20 protein-coding genes are annotated in these 21,094 nt (G+C 63.7%); 8 read left to right on the top strand and 12 right to left on the bottom strand.

The genetic code is table 11. The features are described 5' to 3' along the window. Positions 1–149: 149 nt before the first annotated feature. Complete coding sequence (locus tag EJV47_RS16080) at positions 150–1,262, bottom strand: glycosyltransferase (RefSeq protein ID WP_126694194.1); 1,113 nt, start codon at positions 1,260–1,262, stop codon at positions 150–152. Positions 1,263–1,392: 130 nt separating this feature from the next. Between EJV47_RS16080 and EJV47_RS16075 the strand changes: the two genes are divergently transcribed. After that, a complete protein-coding gene (locus EJV47_RS16075; protein ID WP_126694193.1) occupies positions 1,393–1,809 on the top strand; it encodes a hypothetical protein in 417 nt (138 codons plus the stop codon). Between the two features lie 84 nt (positions 1,810–1,893). Here the strand turns inward: EJV47_RS16075 and EJV47_RS28680 are convergent, their stop codons facing one another. The 6 genes from EJV47_RS28680 to EJV47_RS16045 form a co-directional block, all read right to left on the bottom strand. Beyond that, positions 1,894–3,510, bottom strand: coding sequence for an MFS transporter (locus EJV47_RS28680; protein ID WP_126694192.1), 1,617 nt, complete (start codon positions 3,508–3,510; stop codon positions 1,894–1,896). Between the two features lie 188 nt (positions 3,511–3,698). After that, positions 3,699–5,549, bottom strand: coding sequence for an alpha-amylase family protein (locus EJV47_RS16065; RefSeq protein ID WP_126694191.1), 1,851 nt, complete (start codon positions 5,547–5,549; stop codon positions 3,699–3,701). A gap of 159 nt (positions 5,550–5,708) precedes the next feature. Continuing rightward, complete coding sequence (locus EJV47_RS16060; RefSeq protein WP_126694190.1) at positions 5,709–6,416, bottom strand: SDR family oxidoreductase; 708 nt, start codon at positions 6,414–6,416, stop codon at positions 5,709–5,711. A gap of 69 nt (positions 6,417–6,485) precedes the next feature. Then, positions 6,486–6,866: a GxxExxY protein gene (locus EJV47_RS16055; protein ID WP_126694189.1), complete on the bottom strand. Its 381-nt coding sequence runs from the start codon at positions 6,864–6,866 to the stop codon at positions 6,486–6,488. A 54-nt stretch (positions 6,867–6,920) separates the two neighbouring features. After that, on the bottom strand, positions 6,921–8,840 hold the full coding sequence (locus tag EJV47_RS16050) for a glycoside hydrolase family 13 protein (protein WP_126694188.1): 1,920 nt from the start codon (positions 8,838–8,840) through the stop codon (positions 6,921–6,923). 301 nt (positions 8,841–9,141) lie between these two features. Further along, the gene (locus tag EJV47_RS16045; protein ID WP_126694187.1) at positions 9,142–10,560 is read right to left on the bottom strand and encodes a hydrolase; all 1,419 of its coding nucleotides are present in this window, start codon (positions 10,558–10,560) and stop codon (positions 9,142–9,144) included. A gap of 319 nt (positions 10,561–10,879) precedes the next feature. Here EJV47_RS16045 and glgP point away from each other — a divergent pair, with 319 nt between their 5' ends. Next, complete coding sequence (gene glgP, locus EJV47_RS16040) at positions 10,880–12,541, top strand: alpha-glucan family phosphorylase (RefSeq protein WP_126694186.1); 1,662 nt, start codon at positions 10,880–10,882, stop codon at positions 12,539–12,541. A 163-nt stretch (positions 12,542–12,704) separates the two neighbouring features. Here glgP and EJV47_RS16035 read toward each other — a convergent pair whose 3' ends face one another. Continuing rightward, on the bottom strand, positions 12,705–13,289 hold the full coding sequence (locus EJV47_RS16035; protein ID WP_126694185.1) for an arylesterase: 585 nt from the start codon (positions 13,287–13,289) through the stop codon (positions 12,705–12,707). 178 nt (positions 13,290–13,467) lie between these two features. On the opposite strand from EJV47_RS16035, the gene EJV47_RS16030 reads away from it, so the two are divergent. The 6 genes from EJV47_RS16030 to EJV47_RS16005 all read left to right on the top strand — a co-directional run bounded on the left by EJV47_RS16030 (position 13,468) and on the right by EJV47_RS16005 (position 17,152). Beyond that, positions 13,468–14,391, top strand: a complete 924-nt coding sequence (locus tag EJV47_RS16030) for a hypothetical protein (RefSeq protein WP_126694184.1) — start codon at positions 13,468–13,470, stop codon at positions 14,389–14,391. A gap of 38 nt (positions 14,392–14,429) precedes the next feature. Next, entirely contained in the window at positions 14,430–15,071 is a 642-nt protein-coding gene (locus EJV47_RS16025) for a phage tail protein (protein WP_126694183.1), read from the top strand. A gap of 12 nt (positions 15,072–15,083) precedes the next feature. After that, entirely contained in the window at positions 15,084–15,761 is a 678-nt protein-coding gene (locus tag EJV47_RS16020) for a phage tail protein (RefSeq protein WP_165903785.1), read from the top strand. 8 nt (positions 15,762–15,769) lie between these two features. Continuing rightward, positions 15,770–16,438 (top strand): phage tail protein, encoded by a 669-nt coding sequence (locus EJV47_RS16015; RefSeq protein ID WP_126694182.1) that lies wholly within the window; start codon positions 15,770–15,772, stop codon positions 16,436–16,438. A 143-nt stretch (positions 16,439–16,581) separates the two neighbouring features. Continuing rightward, entirely contained in the window at positions 16,582–16,899 is a 318-nt protein-coding gene (locus EJV47_RS16010; protein WP_126694181.1) for a thioredoxin family protein, read from the top strand. Positions 16,900–16,909: 10 nt separating this feature from the next. Beyond that, positions 16,910–17,152 (top strand): DUF6952 family protein, encoded by a 243-nt coding sequence (locus tag EJV47_RS16005; protein ID WP_126694180.1) that lies wholly within the window; start codon positions 16,910–16,912, stop codon positions 17,150–17,152. A gap of 94 nt (positions 17,153–17,246) precedes the next feature. Here EJV47_RS16005 and EJV47_RS16000 read toward each other — a convergent pair whose 3' ends face one another. From EJV47_RS16000 to crtD, 4 genes are all read right to left on the bottom strand, one after another. Further along, complete coding sequence (locus tag EJV47_RS16000; RefSeq protein ID WP_126694179.1) at positions 17,247–17,900, bottom strand: nuclear transport factor 2 family protein; 654 nt, start codon at positions 17,898–17,900, stop codon at positions 17,247–17,249. 156 nt (positions 17,901–18,056) lie between these two features. Beyond that, complete coding sequence (locus EJV47_RS15995) at positions 18,057–18,671, bottom strand: TetR/AcrR family transcriptional regulator (RefSeq protein WP_126694178.1); 615 nt, start codon at positions 18,669–18,671, stop codon at positions 18,057–18,059. Between the two features lie 38 nt (positions 18,672–18,709). Continuing rightward, positions 18,710–19,375: a carotenoid biosynthesis protein gene (locus tag EJV47_RS15990; RefSeq protein WP_165903784.1), complete on the bottom strand. Its 666-nt coding sequence runs from the start codon at positions 19,373–19,375 to the stop codon at positions 18,710–18,712. 147 nt (positions 19,376–19,522) lie between these two features. Then, the gene (gene crtD, locus EJV47_RS15985) at positions 19,523–21,037 is read right to left on the bottom strand and encodes a 1-hydroxycarotenoid 3,4-desaturase CrtD (protein ID WP_126694176.1); all 1,515 of its coding nucleotides are present in this window, start codon (positions 21,035–21,037) and stop codon (positions 19,523–19,525) included. Between the last annotated feature and the right edge of the window lie 57 nt (positions 21,038–21,094).

The raw sequence follows: 21,094 nt of genomic DNA, 5'->3' as shown, positions 1-21,094 counted from the left end.
GGAAAAAGAGGACAGCGGTAAGGCAAGATAACGGCCGGATGCCGGGTTTCTCGCAGAGGTGCGCAGAAGAGCCGCGGAGGTTCGCTGAGTAGTTCAAGAACAGCTCTGCGGACCTCCGCGAAACCCTTTGCGCACCTCTGCGAGAAAACCTACACCTCGGCCCAGGCGTAGCGCCGCTCCTTCCAGCTGATGTGGCCCGGCAGCAGCGTATAGCCGATGACCAGCACCGACATCAGGGCCAGGTAGGGCTCGTAGAGCAGCAGCAGCCACAGCGGCTCCCGCCGGCCCACCTGCCGCAGGCTGCGGTGCAGAAACAGCGTCTGCAGCAGCACTTTCAGCCCCAGCACCAGCGGCGTAAAGGGCCAGCTCATGAGCGGCGGAAAGAACAGCACCACGTAAAACAGCCCGTAAAGCCCGAACAGGCCCGACAAAAACCAGGGCAGCCGCCCCGTGCCGCGCATCCACCGCTTGCGCTGCTCCAGCAGGCAGTGCACCGTGGGCTGCGGCATCGACACGCCCAGCACCGCGCGGTGCCAGAGGTTGCGGTAGTCCCAGCCGGCGCCCACCACGCAGCTGAACAGCTGCAGGTCCTCCGTTATCTGAAAGGCCAGCGCCTCGTAGCCGCCGATGGCGTCGTAGGCCCGGCGGGTGATGAGCATGTTGTTGCCCACGGCCGTGACGGGCAGGCCCGCGTCGGAGAGCAGGCGAATCACGCTCAGCCCGAACAGCCAGTCGAGGCCCTGCAGGCGGCCGAACACGCCGCCGGTGGCCGTGGTAGCGCCCGTCACCACGCCCACGCGGCTGCCCGGCCGGTCGATTTCGGCGGCGCCGAGCATGTGCTGCACCCAGTCGGGGGCCAGGGCCATGTCGGCATCGGTGAGCAGGAAGTAATCGGCCGTGGCCTGCCGCGTGAGCTGGGCAATGGCGTTGCTCTTGCCCCGGGCCAGCCCCACCGGCGCCCCGATGCTGACGAGCCGAAACTGCGGCTTATCGGCAATGAAGCGGCGCACCACGGCGGCCGTGTCGTCGGTGGAGTGGTCGTCGCCGATGAGAATTTCGAGCAGCTCGGGCGGGTAGCTCAGCGCCGCCAGGCTGCGCAGGCACCGCTCGATGTGCTGGGCCTCGTTGCGGGCCGGCAGCAGGATGCTCACCCGGGGCCGCGCCCGGGCGGGCCGCGGGCGGCGCCAATGGGTGAGCAGGCGCAGCAGCAGGGCTCCGCAAACCGCGAAAAACAAAACAAAAAAGCCGTGGACGGGTAGCATACGGGCGCTGAGTGGGTGGAAGCGCGGCTTGCGGCTGTACGTGCGTGCGCCCCGCCCGTGTTATAGCCGAGTTGCCCCGCCCCCGCGCGTCTTTCACGCCAAGCTCATCGTTGCTGCCTTAGTTGCCCGCATGGAAGCCGTCGACCAGGATTACCTCCGCCTTTCCTACCGCCCCGACCTGCACCTGCTGTTCCTGCGCTGGGCGCGGCCGGTATCGTCCGAGGAGCACCGCGCCGGCTACGCAGCCGCCCTGGAGCTGGCCCGGGCACAGCAGTGCAGCCACTGGCTTATCGACCTGCGGGTACGCGGCCTGGCCTCGGCGGAGGACTTTCAGTGGGTGCTGCGCACGTTCCGGCCGCAGCTGCGCGGCGTGCTGCCGGCCCCGCGCCGCTTGGCCTACCTCGTCACGCCTTATCAGGCCGAGGCCATCGAGGCCCGCCGCGCGGAGGCGGAAGGTGAACTGCCCGAAGAAGTGCGCCGCGGCGCCGACGTGCGCGTGTTCACCGAGGAAAAACCCGCCGAGCACTGGTTGCAGCTGGGCACCTGAAACGGCGTACCGTTACCCAAAACGCGACACCGCCCCGGCTGCGCTTGGCAACCGGGGCGGTGTCGCGTTGAACAGGCAAATGATTTACGCCTGTGGGTTGGTCAGCACCGGCGTGTCGTAGCCAGGGTTTTCCATCACGGCGGCCACGTGGGTATCGTCGTCGTCGCGCACGCGCAGGGTGAGCAGGCCCGCCAGCACCATGCTGGCCCCGCCGAGCACCAGCGTGTTCAGGGTGTTGCCCTGGAAGATGTTTACCGTGAACCAGCCCAGGATGGTGGCGGCTACAATCTGCGGAATCACGATGAAGAAGTTGAACACGCCCATGTAGTAGCCCATGCGGTTGGCGGGCAGGGAGCCGGCCAGGATGGCGTAGGGCATCGACAGGATGCTGGCCCAGGCAATGCCCACCAGGCCCATCGACACGATGATGAAGTCGGGGTTGGAAATGAACTTCAGCGACACCAGCCCCAGGCCGCCCAGCAGCAGGCAGAGCATGTGGGTGCGGCGGCGGCTGGTGCGGGCCGCAATCAGCGGGATGATAAAGGCGAAGACGGCCGCCACCCCGTTGCGCACCGAGGAGCAAAGGCTAAGCCAGTCGGCGCCGTCGTTGTACTGCTGCTGCACGCGCTTGGCAGTGGCTTTTTCCTCGGCGCTGAGCGGGGCTTTGTCCACGGCGTAGTTGGCCAGGTTCAGGCTGAGGGTTTTCTCGGGTTTATCAGCCTGGAACTTGTCGATTTCGGCCACGTCGCGCTTGAGCCCGTCCAGCTCCTTGGCGTTGGCATTAGCCGCCGCGCCGCCGGTTATCTGGGCCTTGAGCTTCTCGTACAGCGGCGCGTCCACCCGCATGTTGTAGATGTTGCTGGTGACGGCGTTGGTGGCATAAATCCACATCGAAAACAGCGCAAACCAGGTGAAGAACTGCACCACGGCCAGCTGCTTCATGGCCGGTGGCATGTGGAAGATGCCCGCGAAAGACTCGCGCAGCCCGTCCCACATGCCCACCTTGGCGTTTTCGGCCCGGAAGGCGGCCATGTCCTCGGGCGGCGTTTCGCTGCTGGTCAGCACCGTGTAGAGCACCGAGAGGAAAAAGGCCGCCGCGCCCACGTAAAACGACCATTTCACCGAGGGCGGAATCTCGCCGGCCGGGGCGGTATTGCTCAGGCCCAGCCAGTTGGCAAAAATCCAGGGCAGCAAGGCCGCCACCACCGAGCCCACGCCGATAAAGAACGACTGCATGGCAAAGCCCGACGTGCGCTGCTCCGAGGGCAGCTTGTCGCCCACAAAGGCGCGGAAGGGCTCCATCGAGATGTTGATGCTGGCGTCCATAATCCAGAGCATGCCGCCGGCCATCCACAGGGCCGAGGAATTGGGCATCACCAGCAGCGCCAGCGACGCCAGAATGGCACCGATGAGGAAGAACGGCCGGCGCCGGCCCAGCCGGGGGCTCCAGGTGCGGTCGGAGAGGTAGCCGATGATGGGCTGCACCAGCAGGCCGGTGACCGGGGCGGCAATCCACAGGATCGGAATGTCGTCCTTGTTGGCCCCCAGCGTTTCGAAGATGCGGCTGACGTTGGAGTTCTGCAGCTCGAAGCCGAACTGAATGCCCAGGAAGCCGAAGCTCATGTTCCAGATTTGCCAGAACGAGAGCCGCGGCTTGCGCGCGGCGGAGGTAGAGGTACTGATGGTGGCGCCGGAAGCCATAAGCGGGAGCGGGGAATGCGGTGGCGGGTGTAATTGGGGCAGGAAGCAATTAGCAGAACGTCATTCCGAGCTTGTCGAGGAATCTCGCGTGCTGATGTCCGATAGTAAAATCATCGTTCAACGATTGGAATTACTACCCAGCGAGATGTCTCGACTTCGCTCGACATGACGTTCTTGGCTGGCTGCGCTTATTTTTTCGGTTCGATTTCGAGGATGACGGCCGAGAAGGGCGGCAGCGTGACGCGGGCGGAGGTGCTGCCCGCGCGGCCGTTGAGCACGTCGGTGTAGATGAACTGGTTGCGCAGCGGGTCCAGGCCCATGAGCTTCCAGGCGGCGTCCGGCACTTTGAGCGTGGGCACGTAGGTCTGGGTCGGGCTGAAGTTGGCCACCACCAGCAGGCGCTGCTTGTCGGTGAAGCGCAGGAAGCTGTAGAGCTTCTTGTCGTCGTACTCCTTGGCGAGGTTGTTGGCGTCCTGCAGCTCGTAGAAGCGGCCCTTGCGCAGGGCTTCGCTGCTGGCGCAGAGGTTGAGCAGGCGGCCGTAAAAGTCGCGCAGCTGCTTCTGCTGCAGGCTCAGCTTGCCCCCGTCGAAGGCGCCGCCGTTCATCCACTTCTGGTGCTCGGGCACGCCCCAGTAGTCGAAAATGGTGGTGCGGCCGTCCTCGGAGCTAAAGCCCTCGGCCCCGCGGCCCGGCTCGCCCACTTCCTGCCCGAAGTACAGCATCACCGGCCCCGAGCCCAGCGTGGCCGACACCGTCATGGCCGGAATGGCGGGCTTGGTGTCGCCGGCGAAGTCCTTGCTGGCAATGCGCTGCTCGTCGTGGTTTTCGAGGAAGCGCAGCATGTGCGAGGAGAAGCCGCGGCTTTCCTGGCTCCACACGTAGTTGATATCCTCGATTTTGCCGCCGCCGGTCATCAGCCGGCGCAGCCCGTCGTAGAGGCCCACCTTGTCGTAGAGGTAGTCGAACTTCCCGCGTTCCAGGTAGGTGCGGTACTCCTTGTTGTTGTAGGCCTCGCCCATGAACAGGATGCCGGGCTTGGCTTTCTTGATTTCGGGAATCACCCAGGCCCAGAACTCCACCGGCACCATCTCGGCCATGTCGCAGCGGAAGCCGTCGACGTCCTTCTGGGCCCAGAACAGGAGGATGTCGCGCATCTTCAGCCAGGTGTCTGGAATCGGGTCGAGGTGCAGCTTGCGGCCGTTCTGGTAGTCCACGCCGTAATTGAGCTTCACCGTCTCGTACCAGTCGTTGATGCTCGGCGCCTCGCTGAACACGTCGTTGCCGGTGGCTTTGGCGGGCATTTCCAGGTACTTGCCGTCCTCCTTCGGGCCCTTGGCGGCGGGGCCCAGCGGGTCGGCGCCCTTGGGCACCACGAAGGCCTTGCCGGGCAGGTAGTAGAAGTTGTTGTTGGGCGCGAAGGCCTTGGTTTTGTCGTCCTTCTCGCCCAGGTCCACCACGCCCGCCGGCTTGGCATCCGACTTATAGCTGCGCGCTACGTGGTTGGGAATGAAGTCAATGAACACCTTCAGGCCGTTGGCATGGGTGCGCTTCACCAGGGCTTCAAACTCCTGCATGCGCTTGGGCACGTTCACCGCCAGGTCCGGCGACACGTCGTAGTAGTCCTTCACGGCGTAAGGCGAGCCGGCCCGGCCTTTCACCACGTCGGCGTCGTCGAGGCTGATGCCGAACTTGGAGTAGTCCGTCATGGTGGCGTGTTCGAGCACGCCGGTGTACCACACGTGGGAAGCCCCGAGCTTCTTGATTTCCTGCAGGGCCTTGTCGGTGATGTCGTTGAACTTGCCCACGCCGTTTTCGGCGAGGGTGCCGTGGGGCTTGTTCACGGTTTGCTGGTTGCCGAACAGCCGCACCATCATCTGGTAAATGATGATTTTGTGGTCTTCCACCGGCTCGTCGGTGGTGTTCGGGTCGGCGGGCAGGGGCGTGAGGTAGTGCGCCAAGGGCGGGGCTACGGAAGAGGGGGAAAAGGCGGTCAGGCCGAGGGTGAGAAGGGCAGCCGTGACCAGAATGGGGCGTCGCATAAGCCCTAAAGTTAGGGGTCTTGGGGGCTTAGGGGCCTGGTAACTTGGACTTTTTTCTTGCGGAATAAATATTGGGGTCTTGGGGGCTTGGGGTCTTAGGGGCTTGGTGCTCTTAAACGACAGCCAAGCCCCTAAGACCCCAAGCCCCCAAGACCCTAATTACCACTCCTGCGTCAGCGGGTGCAGCATCAGTTCGTCGATGACCACGTGGGCGGGGGCTTCGAGCACGTAGCGCACGGCCTGGGCCACGTCGAGCGGCTGCAGGTGGGTGCCTTGCTTGTCGGGCGCGCCGGGCTTGGATTCGTTGAAGTAGGTGTCCACCAGCCCCGGGTAAATCACGCTGACCTTGATGCCCTGCCCGCGCACCTCCTTGCGCAGCGCATCGAGCACGGCGTGCTGGGCGTACTTGCTGGCCCCGTAGGCCGTGCCGTGCACGAAGGTGCGCTTCGACACGTCGGAGGCAATGCCCACGATGTGGCCGCGCTGCTGCTCCTTGAGGTGGGGCAGGGCGGCTTTGCAGAGCAGGAAGGTACCCTTCACGTTCACGTCGAACATCCGGTCCCACTCCTCGGCGCTGAAGTTTTCGAGCAGGTTAAAGGAGCCCACGCCGGCGTTGCACACCACGATGTCGAGGCGGCCGTACAGGCTCAGCGTTTCGGCCACCACCAGCTGGGCGTCCTGCTCGTCGGCCACGTTGGCCACGATGGCCAGCCCGTTGGTCTTCTGGGCTACTTCGATCAGCTCATCCTCGGAGCGGGCGACGCACACGACTTTGGCGCCCTGCAGGGCCAGCAAGGTGGCAATGGCGCGGCCGATTCCGCGGGAGGCGCCGGTGACGATGGCAACTTGGTTGGTGAGGTCGGTCATATCGTTCTGGTTGTTCTGGTGTGGTTTCTCGCAGAGGTCCGCAGAGGTTTACGCGGAGGTCCGCTGAGGCTATTCTAAACCGTTTACGATGCGGACTATTCCCTCTTTTACTCGCGAAACGTTGAAATTGATCAGCAGACCCAGTTTGCAGCCGGAAAGCTTCAGGTAGGTCAGCAGCTGCTTATGATGCACATCCAACAAAGCATCTACTGATTTGACTTCTACTATAACCTTGCGTTCGACCAGTAAGTCCAGTCGAAAGCCGACTTCCATCCGCTGCTCGGCATAAACCATCGGCAGCGGCACCTGCGTCTGCACAGCATAACCCAACTGGCGCAACTCATAGGTTAAAGCCACCTCATACACCGATTCCAGCAACCCTGGCCCTAGCGCAGTATGCACTTTGAACGCGGACTTACGAACATCAAACGATAAATCATTCTCATGCATAATTCTCTGCGAACCTCCGCGTAAACCTCTGCGGACCTCTGCGAGAAATATACACTACCGCTTCAACTCCAGCACCCAAGCCGTCTGGGCCGGGATGTTGAAGGTTTTCAAATCGTTTACCGCCGCGCCCGTCACCACGTCCACGGCGGAAGCGTACCCGTTCGTGCGCTCCGCAAACCGCGCGCCGTCCACCTTGCGGGCTTCCTTGGCCGCGTTCATCATCACCAGCACCGTGTTGCCCTGCGCGTCGTAGCGGAAGTAGGTGTATACCCCGTCCTGGGGGATAAACTGCGTCAGCTTGCCCGTGTGCAGCACCGGGTGGGTTTTGCGGTACTGGGCCAGCTTGCTCACGTAGTCAAAGGCCGCGTTCTGCTGCTCGGTGCGGCCGGCTTTGGTAAAGGCGTTCTGCTTATCACCGGGGAAGCCGCCGGGGAAATCCTCGCGCACCTTGCCGTCGGGGTTGGAGAAGTTCTTCATCAGGATTTCGGTGCCGTAGTACAGCTGCGGAATACCGCGGGTGGTTAGCAGCCAGGCCAGGCCCATCTTATACTTCTGGTAATCCTCGCCCACCACCGACAGGAAGCGGCTCACGTCGTGGTTGTCGAGGAAGACCACGTTGCGCAGCGGGTCCTCGTAGAGCCAGTCGGCCTGCAGGGTGTAGTAGATGCGGCTGATGCCCTCGGTCCAGCCCGGGTCTTTGGTCAGCGCGTCGTTGATGGCGTACTGCAGCTGGAAGTCCGTCACGCCCGGCAGGTTGCTCTTGAAGCCGTCCACCGCGGGCAGGACGTTGCGGGCGAAGTAGGCCTGCTGGGCCGGGCCCTGCACCCAGGTTTCGCCGAACATGCCCAGCTGCGGGTACTCACCAAGGATGGCCTCGCCCCATTTCATCAAAAAGCCCCGGTCGGAGTAGGAGTAGGTATCGATGCGGTAGCCGTCGAGGCCGGTGTACTCCACCCACCACAGGAAGTTCTGAATCAAGTAGGTAGCCACCTGCGGGTTGGCTTGGTCGGGGTCGGGCATGGTGGTATCGAACCAGCCTTCCCCGAACTGCCGCCGGTCGTACTGCGAGGCGTAGGGGTCATTGAAGGCCGCGTCGCGGAAGTTGGAGCGCGTGAACTGCGGCCACTGGTGAAACCAGTTTTTGGCCGGCTGGTCGAGGTACAGGTAGTTGTAGGAGCCCATGTGGTTGAGCACCACATCGTGAATAACCTTCAGGCCCTGCTGGTGGGCCCGCTGCACGAAGCGCACGTAGTCCTCGTTCGAGCCGTAGCGCGAATCCACGGCGTAGTAATCGGTGAGGGCGTAGCCGTGGTAGCTGGCCTTGGGCATGTCGTTTTCGGTCACCGGCGTGCACCAGATGGCCGTGGCGCCCAGCTCCTTGAGGTAATCGAAGTGCTGTTCGATGCCCTGCAAGTCCCCGCCGTGGCGGGCGTACATCGAGTCGCGGGCCACGCGCGGGGCGCGGGTGCCCTTCACCACGTCGTTCTTAGGGTTGCCGTTGGCGAAGCGGTCCGGCATCAGGAAGTAGATGAAGTCGGCCGAGTTGATGCCCTGCACTTTGCTTTTGTCGCCGGGCGTGGTGCGGGCGCGCAGCTCGTACTGGTAGCGCAGCTTCTTCGGGCCGCCGGTGAAGGCCAGCGGCAGCTTGCCCACCTTGGCCGAGGGCTCGATGCGCAAGTCTACCAGCAGGTAGTTGGGGTTTTCCAGCTTCTGCTGCCCCGTCAGCGTCACGCCCGGGTACGTGCCCTCGATGCTGGCGGTGCTCTGCCCGATGCCGGGACCGTACACCAGCAGCTGCAGGGCCGGGTTCTTCATGCCCACCCACCAGAACGTGGGGTCGATGCGGGTGATGCCGGCCTTGGCGGCAGGCGCAGCAGTTGCGGCCGGCTCAGTGGCCGCAGTGGCGGTGGATGCGGCGCCGAGCGGCAAGAGCAGCAGGGGTAGCCAAGCGGGAATGCGGGGCAGTCGGAGCATAAAAAAACAACGCAAGAAATCAGCGCCACTGCGGCGCGGCCGCAAGGTAGAAACATCCGGCGCGGGCGTCAAAGCTGGACTGTATTCCGGGCTGACGGCCAGCCCCAAAACAAAGCGCCGCTGCTTCACCCGAAGCGGCGGCGCTTTGTTTGAATCCGCGGTGGAATAGAACGTCATTCCGAGCGAAGTCGAGTAATCTCGCTCGGGTACTAATCTTCTCGTTGAACGATTGAGTTACTATCCGGCCTCAGCACGCGAGATGTCTCGACAAGCTCGACATGACGTTCTTTTCCGCTGGTCCTCAATTCGTCACCTTGGCCAGCCAGAGCGAGGCGTTCAGGTGCAGGCGCGCGTGGCTCACGTTCTCGTTCCAGCCGTCGTACACGGTGTTGCCGGGCGAGCCGGTGCCGTCGTCGGCCGGCGACGAGTCGCCGATGAACACGATGCGGCCCGCGCCGTAGGTGCTGCTGGCGCACATCACGCTGGCATTGCCCTGGCTGACGGCGTTGCGCCAGATCAGGCCCTTCACCGAGGAGTTAGCCGTGGGATTGAGCGTGGCCGTGGCCCCGTTGTGGAACGAGAGCTGCGACACGGCGCCCTGCGGCCCGTTCAGAATCTGGTTCGTCGACGAGACCAGCTCGTTGGTGCTGTTTTCCACGATGTTGTCGAGGTTGACGGTGAGGCCGAAGGGGTTGCCGCTCATCAAATCGTTCCAGATGTCGGGCGAGTCCCAGCCGTCGTTGTTGCGGTCCGAAATGTCGTGGTCGGAAATCATGAACAGGCCGCCGCCGTTCTGCACAAACTGCAGCAGGGCCGTCTTCTCGGCCGTGGTGAAGCGCACGTTCGGCTCGTCGATGATGAGCACGTCGTAGTTCTGCAGGTCCTGGGCGGCGGTGGTGCCGTAGGTGAAGGTGCCCGTGGGCAGCTGCTCCACCGAGTGGCCCAGCTTCACCAGGGCCACGCCCCAGGCCGACACGGCGCCGGTCCAGTACGTCTCGGCGGTGGTGGCGCTGATGCCCGAAGCCGCTGGGGTGGGGTAGCGCACCGGCAGGCCGCCGTCCACGTCGAACACCCAGTCGGCATTGCCGGCCAGCTCGCCGTGCGCCCCGTCGATGAGGAATTTCTTGGCCGTACCGCCCGTGCCGCCGCCGCTGTAAGTCTGAATATCAACGTTGTCGAAGTTGACGCGGCTGCTCGTGCCGTCGGTCTTGCGGATCTGGAAGCGCACCGCGCCGGTCTGATTCACCGTGAAGGTGGCCGTGCTGAGCGTGGTGCTGCTGCTGGTGATGGTCGAGCCGACCTTGGCGTAGCTGCTGCCGTTGTCGGTCGATTTCCACAGCTCCCAGGTAGAGCTGGCGTCGGTACCGTACTTGGCGTGGGCGATGGTGACGGTACCCGCCCCGCCGGTCACGTTGAAGTTCATCGTGAGTACGCCCGCGTTGCGCACCCGTGCCGACTGGCTGCCGGTTTTGGGGTCGGCGGTGGTGTTGCCGAGCAGCGCGTCGTCGAGCGTCCAGGAGCCCGAGCCCAGCGTCACCGACCCCGCGGTGTAGGCCGTTTTGGTGCCCGACTCGAAGCCCTCGGGGAAGCCCGTGTTCGAAGCGGCCTGGCCCGCTACCACAGGCGCCAGCGCGCCCTGCGGCGGGAGGCTGTCGGTTTTGGCGCAGCCGACGGCCAGGGCCAGCAGCGGCGCCGCCCACAGACGAGTAGAAATTTTCATAAGGTGTGTTGATGGTGGAGAAAGAGGGAAACAGCGCTACTTAGCAGAAAAGCCTGAGTTAGCGGGTCTTAAATTATCGGATTAATAAATTTTAACCTAGCAAATTGCTATATATATCAATACTTCCGTCCCCAAGCGCTGATTTCGCCCTTTTGCCCGCAGCTCAGCCATTTACCGGTTGATTTCGCCCAGTGGCGCCGGCCTTCGTACCTTTTTGCCGCGCTGCCCCCGGCGGCACTTTTGTTGCGTCATTTTTTTAGGTTTGTCAGCCCGATGGCGGCAGTGCCCGGCCAGCGGTGTTTCACCCTTCCCCTTCCTCATGGCTTTCACGTTTTCGTCTTACCAACCCGCTCCCGAATTCAGCAAATCCGCGGCTTACTTCTCGATGGAGTTTGCCATCGACCAGGCCCTGAAAACCTACTCGGGCGGCCTGGGCTTTCTGGCCGGCTCGCACATGCGCTCGGCCTACGAGCTGAAGCAGAACCTCATCGGCATCAGCATCCTGTGGAGCTACGGCTACTACGACCAGGGCCGGCAGCAGGACCAGACCCTGCGCGTGGACTACACCGAGAAGCACTACAGCTACCTGCAGGACACCGGCTTTACGTTCGAAATCAGCATCCACTCGGCCCCGGTGAAGGTGAAGGCCTTCTACCTGGCCCCGGAAGTGTTCGGCACCTGCCCGATGTTCTTCCTCACCACCGACATTCCGGAAAACGACTACCTCTCGCGCACCATCTCCCACCACCTCTACGACCAGGACCTGGCCGCCCGCGTGGCCCAGAGCATCCTGCTGGGCGTGGGCGGCGGCAAGCTGCTCGATTTGATCAACCGCGTGCCGGAAGTGTACCACCTCAACGAGGGCCACGGCCTGCCGCTGGCGTTTTACCTCTACGAGAAGCACGGCCGCCAGCTCGAGGAAGTGCAGAAGCGCCTGGTTTTCACCACCCACACGCCCGAGCTGGCCGGCAACGAGGAGCACGGCATGAAGCTGCTCGAAGACATGACCTTCTTCGCCGGCATTTCGGGCCAGGAAGTGCGCGAGCTGGGTCTGGTGGAGAATGAGCGGCTGAACTACACGCTCACGGCCCTGCGCATGGCCCGCATTGCCAACGGCGTGTCGGAGGTGCACGGCCGCGTGGCCCGCGACATGTGGGGCCAGAACGCGGGCATCTGCCCCATCATCCACATCACCAACTCGCAGAACGGCACCTACTGGCGCGACGCCCCGCTGCACAAGGCCCTGAACTCGGCCAGCTCCTCGGCGGTGAAGAACCTAAAGGCCCGCAAGCGGGAGCTGAAGCAGGAGCTGTTCAAGGAAGTAGCCAACCAAACCGGCAAAATCTTCGACCCGGAAGCGCTGACCGTGGTGTGGGCCCGCCGCTTCGCCACCTACAAGCGCGCCAACCTGATCCTGAACGACTTCGCCCGCTTCGAGCAACTGGTCAGCCGCACCGACCGGCCGGTGCAGGTTATCTGGGCCGGCAAGCCTTACCCCAAGGACTACGGCGCCATCGGCATCTTCAACGAGCTGATTCAGCGCAGCAAGCCGCTAAAAAACTGCGCCGTGCTGGTGGGCTACGAGCTGGGCCTCTCCGCGCTGCTGAAGAAGGGCTCCGACATCTGGCTGAACACCCCGCGCTTCCCGCGCGAGGCCTCGGGCACCTCGGGCATGACGGCCGCCATGAACGGCAGCCTGAGCCTGAGCATCCCCGACGGCTGGATTCCGGAATTCGTGCGCCACGGCGAAAACGGCTTCCTCATCCCCCTGGCCGACCTCACGCTGCCCGACGCCGACAAGGACCGCATCGAGGCCGCCGGCACCCTGGACGTGCTCGAAAACGAAATCCTGCCCCTGTACTACGGCAAGCCCGCCGAGTACTGGAAAATCGTGCAGACCGCCATGCGCGAAGTGGAGCCGCAGTTCGAGTCGGGCCGCATGGCCACGGAGTACTACGAGCTGATGTACAACGCTTCGTAGCGGTGAAATAGTGAGATGGTGAAATGGTGAGTTGCCGTTCACGCGGCTCCTTATTCACCACTCACCCCAAACGCCCAACGGCCCTGGCAACAACTGTTGTCAGGGCCGTTGGGCATTTAGGGCCAGCCGCACGTCAAACTCACCATTTCACCATCTCACTATTTCACCACCCCGTGCGCAGCACAGCCTCCAGCACCGTCCACACGTTGTCGGCCACGAGGCGGTAGCCGGCGGCGTTGGGGTGGGCGCGGTCGGGCAGGTTCAGCTCGGGGCGGCCGAGTACGCCCTGCAGCAGGAAGGGCACGAAGTCGAGGCCGTTTTTCTCGGCCAGGGGGCGAAACTGGGCCTTGAACTCCTGGGCGTAGCGCACGAACTGGTGGGCGCCGAAGGGGCCGAGGTCGAAGGGAAACTCCATGCCCACCAGCACGATGCGGCACTCCGGGTACTGGCGCTTTACCTCGTCGATGATGCGCTGCAGGTTCTGGGTGGTTTCGCGCACCGGAATGCCGCGCAGCCCGTCGTTGGCGCCCAGCTCCAGCACGAACACGTTGGGGCGGCGGCGGCTGAGCACCGTGGGCAGGCGCTGCAGGCCGCCGGCGGTGGTTTCGCCGCTCACGCCCGCGTTGATGCACTGCCAGGCCAGCCCCAGCGCATCGATTTTCTGCTGGATGAGGGCCGGGAAGGCCTGCGGGGCGGGCAGGCCGTAGCCGGCCGTGAGGGAGTCGCCGAAGAAAACGATGTTGCGCATAAGCGGACTGCTGGAAGGCTGCCAAGTGGTACGGGAACTACAGCAGCCAGGCTGTGCTGGTAAAAAAGCAGCTCATCAGTAGACATATCTTTATTCTGACCGTCATACACTTATACATTAACCAGGCTTAATACTTTCAAATAATCCTATATTTAAAGTCTCACCTCAACAGCCTGCTATGTACAAACTCTACCCGCTCTTGGCCGGCGCCCTGCTGGCCGCGGCCGGCGCTATGGGACAAAGCGTGGGGGTCGGCAATAATTCCCCCGCCACCACCGCCATCCTCGACGTCAGCTCCACGACCAAAGGCATGCTGGTGCCGCGCATGACCAGCGCCCAGCGCACGGCCATCGGCAGCCCGGCCCAGGGGCTGCTGGTGTACCAGACCGATGGCGCCCAGGCCGGCTTTTACTACAACGCCAGTGCCACCAGCACCGCCAACTGGCTGTGGCTGCCCGACAAGACCAGCGCCGGCGACAACCTGGGCAGCCATACGGCCACCACGGCCCTGAAGCTGGCCGGCAACACCCTCTCCAACAACGGAACCGGCGGCATCAGCGTCACCGACGCGGGCAACGTGACGGTGACGGGCAACAATACCGTGACGGGCAATGAAAGCGTCAGCGGCTCCCTGGCCATCGGCACGGCTTCGGCGGCGGGCACGGCGGCCCTGGAAATCAACAGCACCACCAAGGGCCTGCTGTTTCCGCGCATGACGCAGGCCCAGCGCACGTTTATTACCACGCCGGAAGGCCTGGTGGTGTACCAAACCGACGGCACGCCCGGCCTCTACCAGCGCCTCTCCACGGGCTGGGCGTCGCTGGGCACCTTCAACCAGGAAAGCAAGACTGCCATCATGGCCCCCACCACCAACGTCACACTGAACCCCGGCGCTACCACGGTGGAGTACACCAGCAACGGCAGCGCCACCGCCAACGGCACCGTGACGCTGGGCAGCGGCGTCGAAGGCCAGCGCCTGGTGGTCGTCAACAATGACACGCAGTACCTGCCGCTGGTATCGGCCAGCGGCACGGGCAACATCCTGCCGGGTTACGCGGTGCGCTTCATCTACACGAACGGGGCCTGGCGCCGCGAATCGTAGCGCGGGCTTTTCCTTTTCTTCCGGATTCTGTTCCTTCAATGGCACAAGCATCTACTTCCCTGACGACGCGCCGCTCCTGGCTGCAGCGTCTGCAGGGCTGGCTGCGGCCGGCAGCGCCGGCGGCAGTTGCTCCCACTTATTCTCCCCGGGCTTCGGTTTACGGCATCAACGGCGGGCAGCCGTACGTGGGTGAGATAGGCATCTTCTGCGGCAACTTTGCCCCGGTCGGCTGGGCCTTCTGCGACGGTAGCCTGCTGGCAATCAGCGAATACGATACACTGTATCAGCTCATCGGCACCACCTACGGCGGCGATGGACAGCAGACCTTTGCCCTGCCCGACCTGCGCGGCCGCGTGCCCATGCACAGCGGCAACGGCTACACGCTGAGCGAAACCGGCGGCGTGGAGCAAGTCACGCTGACGCAGCAGCAGATACCCTCGCACAGCCACTTTGTGCCGGCCAGTACTTCGCCAGGCACCACGGCTTCGCCCTCCGGGGCCGTGCCGGCCGACGGCGCCAACGGCTCGGCTCAGTACACCCAGGATACGGGCAGCCTGGTGAAGCAGCCCGCCCAGAACCTGCCCGTTGTCGGTGGCTCGCAGCCCCACGAGAACATGCAGCCTTTTCTGGTGGTCAACTACATCATTTCGCTGTACGGCATCTTTCCGAGCTTCAACTAACCTCTTCCGCGCATGAACAACCATTCTGATCTGGCCAGGCCTTCGTCGTCGCGGCGGGGCTGGTTGAAGGGTCTGGGCGGGCTGCTGACCGGCGGCTTGCTGCTGGGCCGGAGCCGGGCGGCCAAGGCCGGCGTACTGTCGACCCATGGCCAGGACCCTTTCCTGGGCGAAATCATGATGATTTCCTGGGGTTTCGCGCCCCGGGGCTGGGCTTTCTGCAACGGGCAGCAGCTACCCATCAACCAGAACCAGGCGCTGTTTGCGCTGCTGGGCACCACTTACGGCGGCAACGGCCAGACGACCTTCGCCCTGCCCGACCTGCGCGGCCGCATCCCGGTATCCGATGGCATCGGCTTCAACCTGGGCCAGACCGGCGGCACCGCCAGCCACACCCTGTCGCTGAGCGAGATAGTGCCGCACATCCACGGCATCAAGAGCAGCACCGACATCGGCAACCAGCAGGTATCGGGCACGACCAGCCCGGTGGCCCACCACTACCTGGCCGACAGCGGCGGGGGCGCCCCGCAGTACAACGGCAGCCCCAACACGACCCTGGCTACCGTCGGCGCGGGCGGCGCTACGGTGAATGTATCGACCAGCGTGGGGGGCAGCCAGGCCCACCTCAACCTGCAGCCCTTCCTGGCCATCAATTTCGTCATTGCCCTCCAGGGCGTATTTCCTTCGCGGTAGCCATGCCAATGCCCACTTCTCCTTCTTCCGTCGAGCAGCCGGGCCGCCGCAGCTTGCTGAAGCGCCTGTCGGGCGTGCTGGCGGGCAGCTTCCTGGCCGGGCCGCTCCAGGCGCTGTTCGGCCGCGGCGCCACGGCCACGGCGGGCACGCTCACCGGTGGCGGCGGCACCCCGTTCGTGGCCGAAATCATCCTGGCGGGCTTCAACTTCCCCCCGAGCGGCTACGCCCGCTGCGACGGGCAGCTGATGGCCATCAGCCAGAACACGGCGCTGTTTTCGCTGCTGGGCACCACCTACGGCGGCGACGGGCGCACCACCTTCGCCCTACCCAACCTGAACGGCCGCGTGCCCATCGGCCGGGGCCAGGGACCGGGGCTGACGGACCGCGAACTGGGCGCGGAAGGCGGCAGCACTGCTGTGGAGCTGCAGGCCTCGGAAATGCCCACGCACAGCCACGTCCTGGAGCTGACGTACAGCACCGCGCTGGGCACCACTGGTTCCCCGGCCGGGGCTTTCCTGGCCAGCAACGCTTCGGGCCTGCCGCAGTACCACAGCAGCAGCGCGGGCAACATGGCCACCGGCGCCACCGGCGACGCCCAGCCGCACAACAATCTGCAACCTTACAATACCCTGGCCTACTACATTGCGCTGCAGGGTATCTTTCCGCAACGCTCCTAACCCTGCCCGGGAGCTGCTGCGTATGGTACTGGCCGCCGGAAATCCGGCGGCCAAACTTTTTTCTGCCCAAAACGCTTTAGGTTTGCACCCAGATAAGAATCATTCTTATCTGCCTCGCTGAACCTAACCTTACCTTCTGCATAATGGCCGTTACCAAAGCCACTGACGCTGACTTCCAACAGCTTCTACAACAGCACGACAAAGTTGTGGTGAAATACTACGCCGACTGGTGTGGCAACTGCCGCCTGTTCTCGCCCAAGTTCAAGCGCCTCTCCGAAGCCGAGGGCAACGCCGACGTAGCCTTCCTTGACGTCAACGCCGAGGTGAGCCCCGAGGCCCGCAAAGCGGCCAACGTGACCAACCTGCCCTTCTTCGCCGTGTTCAAAAACGGGCAATTCGTCGACAGCGTGGCCGCCAGCAAGGAAGAGGCCGTAAACTCCCTGATCGAGAAAATCCGCTAAGCCCCGCACCATGAAAATCCCCGCTATCAAGCGCCTCGTCGAAAACCAGACCCTGCAGGACTTGCTGGAAGCCGAAGAAGCCCTGCTCGACGAGCGGCAGCCCTCCTTCGAAGTGGAAGGCGCCGACGACGGGGAGCAGCTCACCCACGTCTTCGCCGCCATTTGGATTCTGAACCACATGAAGGACCACGGCGCCGAGTTTACCGCCGCCCTGCGCGAGTACACCAAGAAGGTGCGCGTGTCGATTAGTTAAATGGCCAAATGGCCTGACGGTTAAATGGCTGGTCGTTCCAACGGTTTCGTTGAACGACCAGCCATTTAACCGTCAGGCCGTTTGCCAATTCAGTCTACTTCCGCCGCTCAGAGGCGTAGGAGTTCTTGGTCTTTTTCTTCTCGCGCTTGGCCTTTTTACCGGCCTGGGCCAGGGCCGTCAGGCGCACGGGCACCACGTAAGTGGTGTTGCTGGCGGCCACCAGCCACTTGCCGTTGCGCTTGATAAAGTAGCGCGTGATACGGTACTCGCCGGTGGTGGCGCTACCGTCGAGCTGCCCGCGGAAGGAGGTATTGTGCACGACCATGCCGCTGTTGCCGTACACGCGCACCACGAAGTCGAAGCCCTTGTTGATGTCGCACTTGGCTTCGTCGTTGGCAATGGATTCTAACCAATCCTTCTTGCTCGTTATCAACCCCTTGGAGTTGACGGCGAGGTACTCATCGGCCAGCAGGTGAGTAATGGTTTCGGCGTCGCTGCGCAGGGTGGCCTCGGTCAGCACCTCGTCGATGCGCAGCAGCTCGGTGGCATCGGGGCCTTCGGAAACGGCCGCGTTGGCGGCAATGCGGGCCGCCTCGGCCCGGCGGGTGGCTTCGGCCTTGTTGCGGGCCGCCGCGGCGGCCGTAATCTTGGCCTTGCGGGCCTTGGCCGACAGCGGTTTTTTCTGCGCCAGGGCCGAAGAAGCCAGAAACGACAGCGCGAAGAAGAGCAGGAGTAGGTGTTTGGTCATAGGAGGAGGATTAACCGTTAGGCAAAGCTCCGCCTTATGCAATAAATTATCAATAACATGATAATGTGAGCAGGCCGATATTCGGCTCGTCTACCCGGCTCCCGCTGCAGCACTCAGCCGCTGACAATCAGTGCCCTGACCAGCCGCAACCGGCTGCTACATGCGGGCAAAATAGGTAGCGGCGGCCTGGATGCCTTCCTCGGTGCAGAGGCCGCGGAAATAGTAGAGGTACACGCTGCGGAACACCTCGGCAATGTTGTAGCGGCTGGAGGGAAAAATCTGCTCGTTGAGCATCATGTTGAGCTGCTCAATGATGATTTTGCTGACCAGCCCGATGTTGATGTCGCCGCGCAGCTGCTTCTGCACCACGCCGTCGTTGAGCAGGCCGTGCAGCTGGGGGTAGGAGTAGCTATTCAGGTGCTGCTGGCCCGCTTCCCAGGCTTCGGGGTAGTGCTGCACCAAATCGGGGAAGTAGCTCGGAGCCGTTACCTGGCGCAAGTCGCGGATGCCCATCTCCAGCAAGCTCAGCAAGCGCCCCACCGGGCTGGCCACGCGCGCAAACAGTTCGTGGTGTTCCCGCTTCTGCCGCTCGATGTCATACAGCGTCACCTGCATGACCAAATCCGCCTTGTTGCGGAACATTTCCCGGAAGGTAGCGGGCGAAACGTCTAAGGCATTGATGATTTGCTCCAGCGACTGGCTCTCGATGCCCTCGCGCATAAACAGGTGGCGGGCTTCGTCGAGCAGGGTGTCGCGTAGGGATGGACTCATGTTGGGGGATGGGCGGGAAGTGGAGCGGCAGCCTGAAATTAGCCGATCAACCAGCCCAATCCAAAAAAGAACAGCAGCTGCAGCATGTACACGAAGGGCACCAGCGGGTTGCGGCCGGGCTGTACGTGGCTGCGGTTCAGGTACACCTGCAGAATCAGCGAGAGGGCAAACCAGGCTTTAAAATTCTGCAGCGGAATCACGTCGGCCAGCCAGGTCCACCAACCGAAGTGCACTGCCACCGGCTCGATGCAGGCGTCCATGCCCACCATGAGCAGGGCCGCCACCAGGGCCCGTCCGAAGCCCGGCAGCGGCAGGCGCTGGGCCAGTCCGCCGGCCATGTAGGTCAGCAGCAGCCAGTTCAGTCCGATGATAACCGGCACCTGCCACAGCCGCGGCCCCATGGTAGTGCCGTAGGAGTAGGAGCCGAAGATGGCGCTGGTCTGCACCCCGGCCACTTCCACCCCGAAGCCGACCAGCATGACCGTGAGGGCAAACCAGCCGAAGTTGGGGGCCGGACTGTGCCGGTCGAAGCCCAGCAGCAGGGCGGCGGTGAGCAGCAGCGTGAGGGGCATAAACTGCAGGTAGAAGCCGGGGTCCTGCGAGAAGCCCAGGCCCACGAAGCCCGTCACGTAAAACAGCAGCAGCACGAACTGGGCCACGCGCAGCCGGCGCGGGGTGGCATCAGGAGCAGCAGGGGCAGCCACAGGCGGGGTCAGTTGATCAGGTTGTGGCATGAGAGGAGAATTAATAATTAAGAATGAGTAATTAATAATTGTTTGGTGTCGACGGCCCGTTTTCACTGTTCGGCCGCCGGTGCCCAAGGTCAATTATTAATTGTTAATTCTTCATTCTTAATTAATCAGGTCAGCAACAATGCGGGCGGAGAGCAGGCAGAGCGGAATGCCGCCGCCGGGGTGCACGGAGCCGCCGCAAAAGTACAGGCCATCGAGCTTGCGCGAAAAATTCGGGTGACGCAGAAAGGCGGCCAGCATGGTATTGCTGGAGCTGCCGTACAGCGCCCCGCCGAAGGAGGACGTATCGGCGGCAATGCCCGGCGGCGTCCAGCTGCGCTCGGCCCGGATCAAAGGGGCAACGTCGAGGCCAAGGGCTTGGTTCAGGCGGCGCAGCACGGCGGCGCGGGCGCGCTGCTGCAGGGCTGGCCAGTCCTGGCCCTGGTCGTGGGGCACGTTCACCATCACAAACCAGTTTTCGTGGCCGGGCGGGGCGTCGGCGGGAGTGTGCTTGCTGGTGATGTTCACGTACACGGTCACGTCGTCGGCCACGGTCTGCTCCCGGAAGATGGCCTCGAACTCGCGGCGGTAGTCCTGGGAGAAAAAGATGTTGTGCAAACCCAGCTCGGGAAACTCGCGAGCTATGCCCCAATAAAAAATCAGGGCCGAGGAGGAGCGGGGCTGGGCCAGGGTGCGCTCGGGCGCCGGCTGCTGGGGCAGCAGCCGGCGGTAGGTCGGCACCACGTCCATATTGCTGACTACCAAACCAAAGTCATACACGTCCTGCGGGGTGCGCAGGCCGGTTACGCGGCCGCCGGCGGTTAGAATCTGCTCCACCGGCTCGTTGTACCGGAACTCCACGCCCAGCTCCTCGGCCAGCCGCACCAGCGAGCTGGCAATGCTGTAGATGCCGCCTTCGGGGTAGTAGGCGCCCAGGCCGTGCTCCAGGTGCGGAATCAGCGAAAGGGTGGCCGGGGCCTGGTAGGGGTCGGAGCCGTTGTAGGTGGCAAACCGGTCGAAGAGCTGCACCAGGCGGGCGTCCTGCGGAAAGGCCTGCCGGTGCCGGGCGTGCATGGTGCTCAGCAGCCCCAGGCGCGGCATTTCGGCCACGGCGCGCAGGGTGTCGCGGCTCCAGTAGCTTTGGGGGCGGTGCAAGGACTTATGCAGGAAGGTGGGCGCAGTGGCCTCGTAGGCGCGGCGGGAGCCGTGCAGGAAGCGGGTTACCTCGGCAGCCGGCACGCCCAGCTTGTGCTCCACTTCGCGGGCAAACTTCTCCTCGTCGGCCCAGGCGGTGAGGCGGGTGCCGTCGGCGAAAAAGTACTGGGTGATGGGGTCGAGCCGCTCGTAGCGGAAATAGTCGCGCGGGTCGCGCTGGGCGTGGCGAAACAGCTCGTCGACCAGGCCGGGCAGGGTAAAGAGCGAGGGGCCGGCGTCGAAGCGGTAGCCGCCGGGCAGCTCAAACTGGTGCATCTTCCCGCCGAACGAGCTGCGGCCCTCGAACACGGTGACGGCGTGGCCCTGGGCCGCCAGGCGCACGGCCGCGGCAATGCCCGCAATACCGGCGCCCACCACGGCCACGGCTTGCTTGTGGGAAGAGGCCTGGCGCAGCTTGCGGCCGGCGGGCAATGAGGGCATGCGGGAAGAAGGCAGAGAAGTCAGAAGCTAAACCGCGCGGCGGCTCGACGGTTTGGG

This window comes from Hymenobacter gummosus (genome assembly GCF_003970915.1).
Classification (GTDB): domain Bacteria; phylum Bacteroidota; class Bacteroidia; order Cytophagales; family Hymenobacteraceae; genus Solirubrum; species Solirubrum gummosum.
Note: the sequence above shows the minus strand (reverse complement) of the source record. Positions and strands in the feature narration are given on the sequence as shown.

Excerpts from the sequence above, each read along its gene's own strand:
- EJV47_RS16080 (WP_126694194.1), bottom strand. The coding sequence starts at position 1,262 with ATGCTACCCGTCCACGGCTTTTTTGTTTTGTTTTTCGCGGTTTGCGGA.
- EJV47_RS16075 (WP_126694193.1), top strand. The coding sequence starts at position 1,393 with ATGGAAGCCGTCGACCAGGATTACCTCCGCCTTTCCTACCGCCCCGAC.
- EJV47_RS28680 (WP_126694192.1), bottom strand. The coding sequence starts at position 3,510 with ATGGCTTCCGGCGCCACCATCAGTACCTCTACCTCCGCCGCGCGCAAG.
- EJV47_RS16065 (WP_126694191.1), bottom strand. The coding sequence starts at position 5,549 with ATGCGACGCCCCATTCTGGTCACGGCTGCCCTTCTCACCCTCGGCCTG.
- EJV47_RS16060 (WP_126694190.1), bottom strand. The coding sequence starts at position 6,416 with ATGACCGACCTCACCAACCAAGTTGCCATCGTCACCGGCGCCTCCCGC.
- EJV47_RS16055 (WP_126694189.1), bottom strand. The coding sequence starts at position 6,866 with ATGCATGAGAATGATTTATCGTTTGATGTTCGTAAGTCCGCGTTCAAA.
- EJV47_RS16050 (WP_126694188.1), bottom strand. The coding sequence starts at position 8,840 with ATGCTCCGACTGCCCCGCATTCCCGCTTGGCTACCCCTGCTGCTCTTG.
- EJV47_RS16045 (WP_126694187.1), bottom strand. The coding sequence starts at position 10,560 with ATGAAAATTTCTACTCGTCTGTGGGCGGCGCCGCTGCTGGCCCTGGCC.
- glgP (WP_126694186.1), top strand. The coding sequence starts at position 10,880 with ATGGCTTTCACGTTTTCGTCTTACCAACCCGCTCCCGAATTCAGCAAA.
- EJV47_RS16035 (WP_126694185.1), bottom strand. The coding sequence starts at position 13,289 with ATGCGCAACATCGTTTTCTTCGGCGACTCCCTCACGGCCGGCTACGGC.
- EJV47_RS16030 (WP_126694184.1), top strand. The coding sequence starts at position 13,468 with ATGTACAAACTCTACCCGCTCTTGGCCGGCGCCCTGCTGGCCGCGGCC.
- EJV47_RS16025 (WP_126694183.1), top strand. The coding sequence starts at position 14,430 with ATGGCACAAGCATCTACTTCCCTGACGACGCGCCGCTCCTGGCTGCAG.
- EJV47_RS16020 (WP_165903785.1), top strand. The coding sequence starts at position 15,084 with ATGAACAACCATTCTGATCTGGCCAGGCCTTCGTCGTCGCGGCGGGGC.
- EJV47_RS16015 (WP_126694182.1), top strand. The coding sequence starts at position 15,770 with ATGCCCACTTCTCCTTCTTCCGTCGAGCAGCCGGGCCGCCGCAGCTTG.
- EJV47_RS16010 (WP_126694181.1), top strand. The coding sequence starts at position 16,582 with ATGGCCGTTACCAAAGCCACTGACGCTGACTTCCAACAGCTTCTACAA.
- EJV47_RS16005 (WP_126694180.1), top strand. The coding sequence starts at position 16,910 with ATGAAAATCCCCGCTATCAAGCGCCTCGTCGAAAACCAGACCCTGCAG.
- EJV47_RS16000 (WP_126694179.1), bottom strand. The coding sequence starts at position 17,900 with ATGACCAAACACCTACTCCTGCTCTTCTTCGCGCTGTCGTTTCTGGCT.
- EJV47_RS15995 (WP_126694178.1), bottom strand. The coding sequence starts at position 18,671 with ATGAGTCCATCCCTACGCGACACCCTGCTCGACGAAGCCCGCCACCTG.
- crtD (WP_126694176.1), bottom strand. The coding sequence starts at position 21,037 with ATGCCCTCATTGCCCGCCGGCCGCAAGCTGCGCCAGGCCTCTTCCCAC.